Raw genomic sequence first — 14,418 nt, forward strand, 5'->3', positions numbered from 1 at the left:
AATCTATAATTACTTAGGAATTGCAATAAAATTGTTAAGAATTTTAGACATATCATATTATTATACCATCGCAAAAAACAGTAATTTTGATTTTAGTACTAACTATTAATTAAAATCATAATTACTGTGAAAATCAATACCGTTTTAGTTGCAAATAGGGGAGAAATAGCAATACGTATTTTTAGAGCTTGTGTAGAAATAGGTATTAAAACTGTTGGTATTTATACCTATGAAGACCGTTATTCCTTGCATAGATATAAGGCAGATGAATGTTATCAAATAGGGGAAGACAACGAGCCTTTAAAACCTTATTTAGATATTGATGCTATTATAAAAGTTGCAAAAGAAAATGGTGTAGACGCTATTCATCCAGGATATGGTTTTCTTTCTGAAAATGCAGATTTTGCTCAAAAATGTGAAGACAATGGTATAAAATTTATTGGTCCTAAAGTTTCTGTATTAAAGGCATTAGGAGATAAAATTACGGCAAAAGAAGTAGCAGTTGCGAATAATATACCTATTATTCAAAGTAGCGATAAGGATTTAACAACAGTAGAAATTGCAATTGCTGAAGCAAATAGAATAGGATATCCTATAATGTTAAAAGCAGCCTCTGGAGGCGGCGGTCGTGGTATGCGCGTTATTCGTACCGAAGCAGATTTAAAAAAGGCTTTTCCAGAAGCACGAAGAGAATCGCTCAATGCTTTTGGTGATGACACGGTTTTTCTAGAAAAATTTGTAGAAAATCCAAAACATATTGAGATTCAAATTGTAGCAGATGAACATGGGAATATGGTGCATTTGTTTGAGCGAGATTGCTCGGTACAAAGACGATACCAAAAAGTTATAGAGTTTGCCCCTTCTTTAGGATTACCACAAGAAACAAAAGATAGTTTATACACCTATGCACAAGATATTTGTAAAGCAGTAAACTATAATAACATTGGTACGGTAGAGTTTTTGGTAGATGATGATGGTAGTATTTATTTTATAGAAGTAAACCCAAGAGTACAAGTAGAGCATACTGTAACCGAAATGGTTACGAATATAGACCTTATAAAAACACAAATTTTTATTGCTGGCGGTTATAAATTGGCCGACAAGCAAATAAAAATAGAAAATCAAGAATCGGTAACAATTTCTGGGTATGCGCTGCAATGTAGAATTACTACAGAAGACCCAGCAAATGATTTTAAACCAGATTATGGTATAGTAACAACTTATCGTAGTGCATCTGGTTTTGGTATTCGTTTAGATGCAGGTAGTGTGTATCAAGGAGTTGCAATATCCCCTTTCTTTGATTCTATGTTGGTAAAAGCATCGGCAAGGAGTAGAACTTTAGATGGTTCTTGTCGTAAGATGATAAGAGCTTTAGCAGAGTTTAGAATCCGTGGTGTAAAAACAAACATTGCCTTTTTAAATAATATTTTACAGCATCCTACTTTTAGAAATGGAGATGTTACGGTTAATTTTATTCAGAACGAGCCAAAGTTATTTGAGTTTATAGAACCAAAAAACCGTGTAAATAAATTAATTCAATTTTTAGGAGATACTATTGTTAATGGTAATCCTGATGTAAAAAAATTCAATCCTAATCATGTTTTTTCTAAACCTATAGTTCCTTCTTTCCCAAAGAATGTAGATTATACAAAAGGAACCAAAGATTTGCTAACAGAATTAGGACCAGATAAATTTTCGCAGTGGTTAAAAAATGAAAAGAAAGTTCATTTTACAGACACTACAATGAGAGATGCGCATCAAAGTTTGTTGGCAACAAGAATGCGTACTATAGATATGCTTAAGGTTGCAGAAGGTTTTGCAAAAAACCATCCAGAAATTTTTAGTATGGAAGTTTGGGGAGGTGCTACTTTTGATGTTTGTTTACGTTTCCTACAAGAAAATCCTTGGGAGCGTTTAGCATTATTACGTAAAGCAATGCCAAACGTGTTACTACAAATGTTAATTAGAGGTTCTAATGGTGTAGGTTATAAAGCATATCCAGATAATTTAATAGGCGAATTTGTAGAAAAATCTTGGGAAACAGGGGTAGATGTATTCCGTATTTTTGATTCTCTAAACTGGATGCAATCTTTAGCACCATGTATAGAGCATGTTCGTACAAGAACTGGTGGCTTGGCAGAAGGTTCTATTTGTTATACAGGAGATATCCTAGACCCATCTAAAACAAAATACAACCTAAAATACTATGTGCAATTAGCAAAAGATATAGAAAATGCAGGAGCACATATTTTAGGAGTAAAAGATATGGCTGGTTTGCTTAAACCAAATGCTGCTTATGAGTTAATTGGTACTTTAAAATCCGAGATTAATATTCCTATTCATTTACACACGCACGATACTTCTTCTACCCAAGCCGCAATGTATTTAAAAGCTATAGAAGCAGGGGTAGATGTGGTAGATGTTGCTTTAGGAGGTTTGTCTGGATTAACATCGCAGCCAAACTTTAACTCGGTAATGGAAATGTTGCGTTTTCATGAAAGAGAAAATATATTAAATGCAGAAAAACTTGCAGAATATTCTAATTACTGGGAAACGGTACGTAATTACTACTATACGTTTGAGTCTGGATTAAAATCTGGTACAGGAGAAGTGTATAAGCATGAAATTCCTGGCGGACAATATTCTAACCTAAAAGGGCAAGCAATTGCATTAGGTTTAGAGGATAAATTTCCAGAAGTAACCAAAATGTACGGCGAGGTAAATACCATGTTTGGCGATATTGTAAAAGTAACCCCAAGCTCAAAGGTAGTTGGCGATATGGCGCAGTATATGATAAGTAATAGCCTAACAGTGCAAGATGTTTTAGAAAGGGGAGAAGATATTTCGTTCCCAGAATCGGTAAAGAATTTCTTTCGAGGAGATTTAGGCCAACCAGTTGGTGGTTTTCCTAAAAAACTTCAGAAAATAGTTCTTAAAGATGAAAAACCATATACCGAAAGACCAAATGCACATTTAGAGCCGGTAGATTTTGAAAAAGAATTTAAAGCCTTTAAGCGTAAATTTAAAAAAGGAATGGGTAGAGATTTAGAAATGACCGATTTCTTATCCTATAAGTTATATCCAAAAGTATTTACAGACGCTTATAATAACCATGTTAAATACGGTAATGTTGTAAACATACCTACCAAAAACTTTTTCTATGGCATGGAAGTAGGAGAAGAGATAATGGTAGAGTTAGATCAAGGTAAAAAAGTACTCATTTCTTTAATGCTAAAAGGAGAACCAGATGAGGCGGGTAATGTTAGTATTTTCTTTAAGATAAATGGGCAGTTACGTAATGTGTTGGTAAAAAACACATCGGTAAAAGTAGAGAAGGTAGAGAATAAAAAAGCCGATATTTCTAATGCTAAAGAAATAGGAGCACCATTACAAGGATTATTATCTAGTGTATTAGTAAAGAAGGGAGAAGCGGTAAAAAGAAACCAGCCTTTATTTATTATAGAAGCCATGAAAATGGAAACTTCGGTTACTGCAACTGCAGATGGTGTGGTAGATAGAATCATTTTAAACGGCGGTTCATTAGTAAATTCTGAAGATTTGGTGGTAGTTCTTAAATAAAATGTAAAAAAAATAATGAATTAAACCCCTTTTGTTACTAATACAAAAGGGTTTTTTTTGTCCAAAAAGCTTTGGTATTTTTACTTTTTCAAAACCTATATAAACATTGGCAAGAAATAAAATAGTATGAAACAAACACCAAGGCTAGAGGAATTTAAAAAATCGGTCACCAATAGATTTAATGTCTATAATAGCCTGTTTTTAAATTTACCTTACCGCAACATAGAGAATGTAGGAATGGTAATTCCTTTAATGTTAGACCAGTGTCAAAAAGGACTTAAATCAGGGAAAAACCCAAAAGAAATTTTAGAAGGTTTTTTTGAGAATTATGTAGATATAAAATCCGAAAAAGATAGGATAGATTTTATGTTCCGCATCATACAATACGTAGAACGTCAAGTGGTGTTGTATGATAGTGTAGAAGATGCCGCATTTCCAAAATTATCGGAACATAGTAGCAACCTTACTATTAAAGACTATTTTGAGCTTGTAGACAAGAATAAGAGTTGGGATAAAATAGCAGAACAATTATCTACTTTTAGTTCTAGATTAGTTTTAACGGCACACCCTACACAATTTTATACGCCAGCAATATTAGATATTATATCAAAATTAAGAACATTAATTTTAGAAGATAATATAGATGATATTGATGTTACCTTACAGCAATTAGGACTTACATCGCTTATAAATTCTAAAAAACCCACTCCTTTAGATGAGGCTAAGAATATTATTTACATTCTTAGAAATGTGTATTATGATGCAGTTGGGGAATTGTATGCCTACTTAAGAAAGAATATTAAGAACGCCGAGTTTGAAAACTACGATATCATAAAATTAGGTTTTTGGCCAGGAGGAGACCGTGATGGAAACCCTTTTGTAACGGCAGATATTACTAGTGATGTTGCAGATGAGTTACGTGTAACTTTAATGAAATGTTATTATAATGATTTAAAGAAATTGCAGAAAAAGTTAACCTTTGGTCCTGTTCAAGATTCTATTGCAGAGCTAAGAGCAAACTTGTATACAGCCATGTTTAACCCTAAAAAACATGTTGGTTACGCAGCTATTATTGGTCCTTTAGAAAAAATAAGAACCATTTTAATAGAAAAATTCCATGGGTTGTATTTAGCAGATTTAGATTACTTTATGGATAAAGTAAAAATCTTTAAAACGCACTTTGCTACCTTAGATGTTAGGCAAGATCATAGTATACATACCAAAGTAGTAGAAACAATATTAAAGCAAAACGGCTTAATAAAAGAAGACCTTTCTGAGTTATCTGAAGATGAATTAGTAGATCTGTTATTACATAAAGATTTACAATTAAAAGCGGAAGATTTTGAAGAAGGTATTGTACAAGATACTATTAAGAATATTGGCCAATTAAAAGCAATACAAGAGAAAAACGGTCAAGAAGGGTGTACAAGATATATTATAAGTAATTCTGAAGATATATTCTCAGTCCTTTTTGTTTTTGGTTTATTTAGATGGTGTGGTTGGGATTCTAAAGAAATTACTTTTGATATAGTACCACTTTTCGAAACCATGAATGGTATGGATACTTCAGAAGATACGATGCAAAAATTATTTAGCATACCAGAATATATGGCGCATGTAAATCAAAGAAGCAAAAAGCATACTATAATGCTTGGTTTCTCTGATGGTACAAAAGATGGTGGTTATTTAAAAGCAAACTGGTCTATTATAAAAACTAAAGAAAGCCTTTCTGGAGTATGTGCTAAACATAATGTAAAAGCCATATTTTTTGATGGTCGTGGTGGCCCACCAGCACGTGGAGGCGGAAAAACACATCGTTTCTATGCAGCACAAACTAAAGACATTGCAAACAATGAGATACAATTAACTATTCAGGGGCAAACTATAACTAGTACGTATGGTACCAAAGAACAGTTTATGAATAATTGCGAGCAGTTATTAACGGCAGGATTGTCTAATAATTTCTTTGGAGACAAGAATGTAATTTCTAAAGACCAAAGAGGATTAATAGAAGAACTTTCAGAACTTAGTTTCTCTAAGTATGATGCTTTAAAGCACCATGATAAGTTTATGCCGTACTTAGAAAATAGAAGTACGCTTAAATATTATACCAAAGCAAATATTGGTAGCCGACCAGGAAAAAGAGGAAACAAAGCAAAATTAGAATTGTCAGATTTACGTGCCATTTCTTTTGTTGGGTCTTGGAGCCAGTTAAAGCAAAACGTACCAGGTTACTTTGGTTTAGGAACAGCAATAAAAGCTATGAAAGACCAAGGTAGGCTAGAAGAGGTTAAAGCATTATACAGAGATGTTCCTGTATTTAGAGCTTTAATGTCTAATAGTATGATGTCGCTTTCTAAATGTTATTTTGAGCTTACTAGCTACATGAAAGAAGATGAGGAATATGGAGATTTCTGGATGATTCTTTTAAACGAGTATAACTTATCTAAAGAAATGTTATTGCTAGTATCGGAGTCTAAAATCTTAATGGAGAAAGAGGCTGTTTCTAGAGAGTCTATTAAAATTAGAGAGAATATTGTATTACCATTATTGGTAATACAACAATATGCCCTACAGAAAATAGGTGCAGACTCTTCTTTTAAAGAATTATATGAGAAGATTGTAACACGTTCTCTTTACGGTAATATTAATGCCAGTCGTAACTCAGCATAAGAGAATACAATTTAATATAAGAACACCCTTTTTAGTTTTACACTAAAGAGGGTGTTTTGTTTTAAAAAAAATGTTTCTACCTTAGGGTTATGCAACACTATTAAATTTTAGATATATTGGCATTTGCCATAGTTACGCCAATAAAAAAACAGCTATTTAGTTCTATTATTTTATTAAAAACAAAGCTATTGTGGAGGACATTTAGTTGTGGAATAAAATAATTACTATATGCTTTAAGGTTATAAAATGAAGAAAAAAACAAAGTATACTATTATAAGATTTATAGGATTATTTATTGCTTATATACTAATTAGGTTTCTTCTTCATTATTTATTTGAAGACTTAAGTACCCTATATATAAGAATAATTTCTTTTGTTTTAGCTACGTTGCTAGTACCTAAAATTAAAACTTACGAAAGCCAAATGGGAACACAATTACAATTAAAATGGTTTTTTTGGAAAAAGCCTGTAAGTCTATAAAAGGTATAAATATTTCTTATTGGTTTTATTAAAATAGTAGGGTAGAAGCCTATTAAAAATGTAATTTTTTTTGTTATTTTATAATTAGTTGCGCTTTTATAGAATTAAAAAATAGCTACTATGCAAAAACTAATAACTGTAACAGGACTACTTGTGTTCTCTGTATTTACTACACCTCTTTTAGCACAACAAGATGTATTTATTAAAGAATATTTAGAGCGATTAGAAAAATCTAAGGAATACTTAATTCTTGTGGCAGAAACAATGCCAGAAGATAAATATACTTTTAAAGCAACGCCAGAATCTATGAGTTTTGCAGAAAATTTAATGCATATAGCTTGGGCAATGGATTGGCATAGTCAATCTTTAATGGGAGAGCGTAAAGCCAGAGACTGGAATACTGATACAGAGCTAAAAGTTGATGCAAAATCTAAAAAGGAAATGATTGCTACGGTAGAGAAAACTTTTGCTATAACCACAGAATTTATATCAAAATTTGATGTAAATAAACTGGATGAAAGGTTAGATTATTTTGGAGCCAATAGAACAAAAAGGCAAATTTTATTATTACTTACAGATCATATAACACATCACAGAGGACAAATGCTTGTTTATATGCGACTAAATAAGCTAAAACCACCAAGGTATGTGCTTTATCAATAAAATAGAAAATTAAAAATTTTAAAGACTTTTTTAGAGTGCTTACTATTTCTTCTAATGATCAGCATGTATTTTACGGTTGTTTTATTTATGACTGCATTGGTGTAGAATAGAAAGTACTTAGGTTTTAAAAAAAAAAGCGGCATTTTGAGTGCTGTCTTTTTAAAAGAGGAAAAATGTACTGGTTAATAAAAAAAGCGTCATTTCGAGTGTTTTCTCTGTAAAAGAAGAGAAGGTGTACTGGTTCTAAAAAAAGCGTCATTTCGAGTGTTTTATTTTCCTGCAAGGAAGATAAAATGTATCGAGAAAAGCTTTTTTTTACCTAAAAAAGTCATTTTTTCTTCCAAAACATATAAAAAAGATGCTAAAAAGTACTTTTTTTAGAAACCAATAATAAAATAAAAACAACCAAAAATGAGGGTTTTGCCCTCAAAAACCTAGTTTTCACTTATACAAACCGTAGTTATGTACTTTTAGTTAATAACTATTAAAAGGTATTACGCTTTTCTATTTTTTAGATTACTTTTTTATTAAGATTTTTACTGCAAATAAAAAATGTGGGCTGTTTACAAGGGGGAGATTGGTTTGTGCATCTTTGTTGTGATAACTAAAAAAAATATAATAATATGGGATTAGGGAATTATGAACTTAGAAATTTAGATAAAGTGTTTAATAATACTCCGAAAATTAAAGTTCCTTTTTTTCAAAGACCTTATTCTTGGAAGAAATCAGAACAATCTCAATTTCTTGAAGACTTATTCAGAGTTCACGATGAAAAGTTATCTAGTTATTTCATCGGATCAATTTTTCTTAGAGAAGCTACAGAAGATGAAGAAGAATTCTTAATTATTGACGGACAACAAAGAATTACGTCTGCAACGATTTTGATATCTGTAATAAGAGATATACTTAGACAGTACAATGACCAAAGGCACCTAAAAATAGAATCTCGTTATTTGTTTGAAGAGGATATGATAACAAGTGAAAAAGAGTATAAAATAAATTTAAATGATGTCAACAGAAACTTTTTTAGAGAGAAAATTTTAGATAAAGAAAAAGCTTCAAAAAAAATTGAGAATTTTAAAAAAATCTCTCAAATCAGTGATACAAATAAATTACTTTTAGATTGTTATAAATTATATCATAAGTCATTATTAGATTGGATTAAAGGTAAAGAACATCCTGAAAACTTAACTAGTTTACTCTTATTACTTAAAACACTTACAGATAAATTTCAAACACTATCAATAATTGTAACAGACGACAATGAGGCATTTACAATATTTGAAACTTTAAATGACCGAGGACTTGATCTTACAATTTCTGACTTGCTTAAGAATTATTTATTTTCTATTATTTATGATTCTGCAGATGAAGACGACACAAGACTATTAGTAACTCAGTGGGACGCTATGGTTGAGAAACTTGGAAAATCAATAAGTGGTTTTTTTAAGCATTATTGGAATTCAAAAAATAAACCCATTTCCGAAAAACAAATATTTAGAGAATTAAAAGATAAGATTAGAACTAAAAAACAGGTTTTGTCTTTTCTGAAAGAAATATTTACAGAATCAGAAATTTATTATTTTCTTTTAAATCCAGAACATTCATATTGGAATAATAAAACTACCGAGGGCTTACTAGATGAAGTGACAATATTAGGAATGAGACAATGTCTTCCGGTTTTATTATCTGCTAAGATTAAGTTTACTCAAGACGAGTTTGTAAAAACTATTGAATCATGTATCGGACTTTCTTTCAGATATAGTACTGTATGTAATCTACATAATAACAAGCTAGAAGGTTTATATAGTAACATTTCTAATCAAATAAGAGATAATAAAATAAAAACTAACTCCAAGGTCAGAGAGATTTTAAAAACACTTGATCCGAAGGACTCAATATACGTGGAGTCTTTTAAAAACCTTAATTATAAGAGTAATAAAACCCCAAGATATATTCTAAAAAAAATTAATAATAACCTTGATAAAGGTAACGAAATTGTGAGTTCAGATATGATTACCTTAGAACATATTGTGCCTGAAAAACCTATTGAGGCCTACGCGGATTTTTTCAAAAAGTATAAAATAATACATAAGGAAGTAGTTTATAAATTATATAATATGACAATATTAAGTGAAGAATACAATAGAATTGCTTCCAGTCAGCTTTTCAAAAATAAATTAGAAATGTTCAGCAAGTCTAGACTTCCTATTAATACAAAAATGCAATCTTTTACGGAGTGGACTAAAGATCAAATGACAGATTGGGGTGAATATTTGTTAACTCAATCTAAAATAGTCTGGAAAATATAACTAAGAGCAACAATTTGTATAGTGCATATGCACTCAATGGGGTGAAAATGCCCCCGCTAGCGCGAGCGTCACGCTCGTGCCGTTTAGAGTAAACCAAATGAAACTAAGTTTACAACGTAGTACCGTTTATGAGTAAGCGATAGGGTAAGCAATAAAAGTTAGGTTTTAAGTTATGAATGTTTTGTATAAGAGATGGAGCTTAGAAGCTGCAAACTTCGAAAAGTGTCCGTTGGCATTCAGAAGATTAATTTTTCCTGAAAGTTTAGGAGCAAGCTTTACCTTCATTAAAATTGCGGAAATGAAGCTCTTTCCTTTTCTTAATTTTTTAGGGTAATTTAGATGTCTACAATTTATATTTAAATATTAAAAAATGAAAAGTTTTTTGTACTTGGTTTTAATAATTGCTTTAACGTCTTCCTGTAAGCAGAAAAAAGACAATAAATGGATTCCTATTTTTAATGGCAATAACTTAGAAGGGTGGTCACCAAAGTTTACAGGTCAAGAATATGGGGATAATTACTTAAATACCTTTAGAGTAGAAGACGGGAAGTTAATTGTTTCTTATGATGATTACGATAATTTTGATAACAAATTTGGGCATCTTTTCTACAAGGAAAAGCTTTCAAAATACAGATTACGATTAGAATATCGCTTTCTTACAGGCTTGGTTTCTGGAGCACCATCTTGGGCCTTTAAAAACAGCGGTATCAAATATCATACCCCGCACCCTTCTGAACTACCTCTTAACCAAACTTTCTTAACTGCAGTTGAGGCTCAGATATTAGGGGGCGATGGCGAAACAGAACGATTTACAGGAAATGCATGTACCGCTGGAACACATATTGAAATGAATGATAGTTTAATTACAGAACATTGCTCAATCTCAAGCTATCCTGCTATTAGTGATACCCGTTGGGTAAAGATGGAGATTGAAGTGCATGGAAGCGAAAAAATAATTCACAAAATTAACGGCAAGGTAGTAATAGAGTACTCCAAACCCCAATATGATGACACTGATGCATTTGCACGGGAGCTCCTGGAAAAAGGGCGTCCAAGGATTATAAGCGAGGGATATATTGCACTTCAGGGAGAGGGTAATCCTATAGAATTCAGAAATATAGAGTTATTGAAACTGGATTAATAATTGTTAAACATTTTTATGTAATATAGAGGGTGTTATTAACTCCACTAGCGCGAGCATCTCGCTCGTGCCGTAAAGAGTAGACCAATTGAAATAATAGTTTAGCAAGTTAAAAGGAATAAAAAATAAAATTTATTTTGTTACATTACAATTAGTTATACTTTTAAGTATTTAAAATAAAAATAGTATGAAAAAAATAGGCATTGCTATTACTGCATTGTTCTTCTCCTTTTTATCCTACGGGCAAGAATATAAAGAAGAACTAAAAAGGGGTACATTTAATTTTCAGGTAACTGTTTCTAGAATTATACATGCACCCAGAGGCGTGTCAGAACAAAGAACTATTTTTTCTGCCAACGTACCTTTAGAATGTTCTTATTACATTAATAGCGCAGAATTTGAAACTTCTAGAGAAAATTTAACACAAAAAAGCCATGCTTTAGGAGCTATACAAATAGAAATGCGATACCAGTTCTACGAGTTTCTTTTTAAAAATTACCCTAAAGAAATGGATAAATACAAGCATTTAGGATATGCTGTATTATGTGATGTGGTAGAAAGTACAGATCCAAAACCTGTTTTTAGAAAATACATGCAATCTTCTATGCGTGCCGTAAAAATGAAAGGTTTAAATACCATACCATCTACACCATTACCAGATTACGATGCTACAAAGATTATTTATGTTGACAATTTTTCTTACCAAGAGGGTAATATACGTGTAGAAAAATCAAGAGTAGGGAATAGGTTAGACGTTAAACACATCCGCACTAAAGATTATAAAGCGTTAGAAGAAAAAAAGAATGATTTTTCGTCTAGAGACCCTATCTATTTTAGACAAGAAAATTGGAAATATCAGCAAAACTCATCGTCTAGTAGAGGTCGTTCTCCTCGTTAGTACGAGTGATTTTTCTTTTTTTCATAGAAAAATAGTATCGAGAACTTTTTTAAGCATAATAATTTTCTGAGAATGAGGGCTTATGTTAAAAAATAGCATGTTAATAAATATGCCAAAAACTATATGTTTTGGTGTTATTTATTTCTTTTCTTGTAAACAGTTTATATATCCTGATAGCTGGAGCTACCCAACATTTGAAAAAGCTACTTATGAAAAAAAAAGGCATACATATTCTCATTCAACTAATACTTGTTTTTTCTAGTTGTTACGCTCAAGATTTTAAAAACAACAAAATCAAGATGAATAATGAGGTAAAAGAGTTAGTGAAATTGGGAAAAGATTCAATTATTCAATTGGCGTTACCTTTAATTGATGAAAAGGCAAGTTTAGAAAACTTTACTCATACAAGTGTCCAAACAAATGGTAATGAAATTTATGTTGTATTTTCAAATCCTATAATGTACTTGCCAATCAATACCATATTTTACGATATTGTAGGTGTAAACCTGACTACAAAATTAAGTTTTAAAAGTAAAGTTGTAAACCCTATAGGTTTTACTACAGAAAAAAGTATTCCGTATTATAAACAAACAGAAGATTTTAAAAAGAAAATTGAATTTGTAATTGCAGCAATTGGTTCTTTTGATACTGCTGATATAATCAATTTTAAAGATCAGATGCGCATTCTTGAAAAGGAAGACTACTACGATATTAGTGTTGTTTCGGAAATGCAAGAATCGTGGTATAAAGTAAAAAAAATAACAGGAGAAATGTATGATGAAGGACACGCTCATTTAGAGCCAGAACCTTATTTTGAAAACGATAAAGGAACGTTTAAAGAAATACATTTTCCTGAAAAGGATAAATAATACCTATTGTCCTGAAATAGATAGAAAAACGAATGAATCCAAAAGAAAATTTAAAGAAACTAGGATTACAATTACCAGAGGCATCCACCCCAGGAGGTAGTTATGAATCGGTAAATATCAGAAAAGATATTGCATATATTGCTATTCAATTTCCTATTTTAAATAACGAATTCAAATACCAAGGGCGTTTAGGAAATGAAATTTCAACTGAAGATGGATTTAAAGCAATGGAATTATGTGCATTGAATGTTTTGGCACAGGTAGATAAGAAAATAGGATTCAATAAAATTGTTGGTCTAAATCATATAGATGCTTATTTTCAATCTGGAGAAGATTGGGATGATTCACCAGCAATTGTTAACGGAGCTTCTGAATTATTTGTAAAAGTATTGGGAGATAAAGGGAAACACTCCAGAGCTATTTTTGGAGTTGAAAAACTACCAAGAAATTTTAGTGTAGGTTTAACCGTCTCTTTTACAATAGAAAAGGAGTAAAGTTACACTCCATAACAAATAATTACTTTTTTAGATGTTATTTATCTGTCAAATAACTAAGTATATTTTATAAAGAGTAGGAGTTAATAAGAGTAGTTTGTTGTTTATTAAAAAAGCTTGCGTAAATTTATAAGGTAGCCAACTAAGGTTTCCAGAATTTTTAAGCACTAAAAAACATCAAAATGTATAAAAAAATAAGTATTATCGTAGTATTGAGTCTTTCCGTACTAATTACAAGTTGTAAAGATGCTCCTAAAAAAACTTTAGAAAAGCAAGAAGATAAAATCGTTTATGCCAGTGATGTTATTCCGTTTTTTAACGACTGGAAATTAATTTTAGGAGATGGTTCTAATGTAGGGAATGCGATTAATTTTGAGAATAAAAATTTCTTTTACACGGTAAAAGAAGGGAATACTAATTGGGTGGTGTATAAAGCACCAAACGGTGGAGATACCCATGGAACCTCTAATAACACAAGAACAGAGTTAGCACAAGAAAAAAAATGGTATCCTAAAACTGCAAATGACAAATTAACTGCTACTCTAAAAGTAATGAATGTATCTTCTACTGGCGATGCTCGTGTAGCGGCAACGCATGCAGTTGTAGTAGGGCAAATACATAGTGCAGATGCGCATGAAAATGAGCCACTTAAAATATTCTACAAAAAATATCCTGGACATACAAAAGGTTCTGTCTTTTGGCATTATGAAATTAATACAGCAGGGGAAGATAATTCTGGAAGATGGGATTTTTCATCTGCCGTTTGGGGTAATGATTTTTCTGTGGTTGGTACTGGCGAAAACACCTACCCAGAAGAGCCAGAAGATGGCATTGCTTTAGGTGAAGAGTTTAGTTATGAGATTGTGGTGAAAGAGGGTATTATGAACTTAAAATTCACTAGTAAAGGACATGAAACTAAAACCTTTACCAAAAATCTAATAGAATCGGAATATACTACGAAAGCAGATATTCCTGCGCAAACGCAAGCATTATTTGTGCCAATTGGACAAGATGGTGTAGAACGCAAAAGTGCATATACAGGAGAAGGGCTTTTCTTTAAATTAGGAGCTTACAACCAAACCAACGGAAAATCTCCAGAGGTTAATAAAAACTGGTGTTCTGGAGCAGAAACACATGGAGGTGATATACAGAAACAATATGAAGATGGTAATTATGCAGAGGTTTGGTTTAAAACTGCTAAAATAGAAATAAGTAAAGATGCTGTTTCTAACCAAGGTTATTTTACCAAAAATGATTAGTGCTAGATAGCTTTTATTACTTTTTAATGGCGTAATTTACACGTTTAAAA

Annotated in this window: 9 protein-coding genes; all 9 read left to right on the top strand. The window is 31.5% G+C overall.

What is annotated here, in order from left to right; genetic code table 11:
- The first annotated feature begins 126 nt into the window (after positions 1-126).
- The 9 genes from CLV91_RS15930 to CLV91_RS15980 all read left to right on the top strand — a co-directional run bounded on the left by CLV91_RS15930 (position 127) and on the right by CLV91_RS15980 (position 14,368).
- The gene (locus tag CLV91_RS15930) at positions 127-3,579 is read left to right on the top strand and encodes a pyruvate carboxylase (RefSeq protein ID WP_121069227.1); all 3,453 of its coding nucleotides are present in this window, start codon (positions 127-129) and stop codon (positions 3,577-3,579) included.
- A gap of 126 nt (positions 3,580-3,705) precedes the next feature.
- Positions 3,706-6,252 (top strand): phosphoenolpyruvate carboxylase, encoded by a 2,547-nt coding sequence (locus tag CLV91_RS15935; RefSeq protein ID WP_121069228.1) that lies wholly within the window; start codon positions 3,706-3,708, stop codon positions 6,250-6,252.
- 600 nt (positions 6,253-6,852) lie between these two features.
- Positions 6,853-7,395 (top strand): DinB family protein, encoded by a 543-nt coding sequence (locus tag CLV91_RS15945; RefSeq protein WP_121069230.1) that lies wholly within the window; start codon positions 6,853-6,855, stop codon positions 7,393-7,395.
- Positions 7,396-8,018: 623 nt separating this feature from the next.
- On the top strand, positions 8,019-9,707 hold the full coding sequence (locus CLV91_RS15950; protein WP_121069231.1) for a DUF262 domain-containing protein: 1,689 nt from the start codon (positions 8,019-8,021) through the stop codon (positions 9,705-9,707).
- A gap of 370 nt (positions 9,708-10,077) precedes the next feature.
- On the top strand, positions 10,078-10,848 hold the full coding sequence (locus tag CLV91_RS15955) for a 3-keto-disaccharide hydrolase (RefSeq protein WP_121069232.1): 771 nt from the start codon (positions 10,078-10,080) through the stop codon (positions 10,846-10,848).
- A gap of 187 nt (positions 10,849-11,035) precedes the next feature.
- On the top strand, positions 11,036-11,746 hold the full coding sequence (locus CLV91_RS15960) for a hypothetical protein (RefSeq protein ID WP_121069233.1): 711 nt from the start codon (positions 11,036-11,038) through the stop codon (positions 11,744-11,746).
- Positions 11,747-11,955: 209 nt separating this feature from the next.
- Positions 11,956-12,615 carry a hypothetical protein gene (locus tag CLV91_RS15970; protein ID WP_147406432.1) on the top strand — a complete coding sequence of 220 codons (660 nt, stop codon included), beginning with the start codon at positions 11,956-11,958 and terminating at the stop codon, positions 12,613-12,615.
- A 32-nt stretch (positions 12,616-12,647) separates the two neighbouring features.
- Positions 12,648-13,109 carry a RidA family protein gene (locus tag CLV91_RS15975; protein WP_121069236.1) on the top strand — a complete coding sequence of 154 codons (462 nt, stop codon included), beginning with the start codon at positions 12,648-12,650 and terminating at the stop codon, positions 13,107-13,109.
- Positions 13,110-13,291: 182 nt separating this feature from the next.
- Positions 13,292-14,368: a polysaccharide lyase family 7 protein gene (locus CLV91_RS15980; protein WP_121069237.1), complete on the top strand. Its 1,077-nt coding sequence runs from the start codon at positions 13,292-13,294 to the stop codon at positions 14,366-14,368.
- Positions 14,369-14,418: the final 50 nt, after the last annotated feature.

Origin of the sequence: Maribacter vaceletii (genome assembly GCF_003634105.1) — a bacterium.
In the GTDB taxonomy this organism is placed as follows: Bacteria; Bacteroidota; Bacteroidia; order Flavobacteriales; family Flavobacteriaceae; genus Maribacter_B; species Maribacter_B vaceletii.

What these genes read in the sequence shown, in the direction of transcription:
- CLV91_RS15935 (WP_121069228.1), top strand. Translation starts at nt 3,706, where the DNA reads ATGAAACAAACACCAAGGCTAGAGGAATTTAAAAAATCGGTCACCAAT.
- CLV91_RS15945 (WP_121069230.1), top strand. Translation starts at nt 6,853, where the DNA reads ATGCAAAAACTAATAACTGTAACAGGACTACTTGTGTTCTCTGTATTT.
- CLV91_RS15950 (WP_121069231.1), top strand. Translation starts at nt 8,019, where the DNA reads ATGGGATTAGGGAATTATGAACTTAGAAATTTAGATAAAGTGTTTAAT.
- CLV91_RS15955 (WP_121069232.1), top strand. Translation starts at nt 10,078, where the DNA reads ATGAAAAGTTTTTTGTACTTGGTTTTAATAATTGCTTTAACGTCTTCC.
- CLV91_RS15960 (WP_121069233.1), top strand. Translation starts at nt 11,036, where the DNA reads ATGAAAAAAATAGGCATTGCTATTACTGCATTGTTCTTCTCCTTTTTA.
- CLV91_RS15970 (WP_147406432.1), top strand. Translation starts at nt 11,956, where the DNA reads ATGAAAAAAAAAGGCATACATATTCTCATTCAACTAATACTTGTTTTT.
- CLV91_RS15975 (WP_121069236.1), top strand. Translation starts at nt 12,648, where the DNA reads ATGAATCCAAAAGAAAATTTAAAGAAACTAGGATTACAATTACCAGAG.
- CLV91_RS15980 (WP_121069237.1), top strand. Translation starts at nt 13,292, where the DNA reads ATGTATAAAAAAATAAGTATTATCGTAGTATTGAGTCTTTCCGTACTA.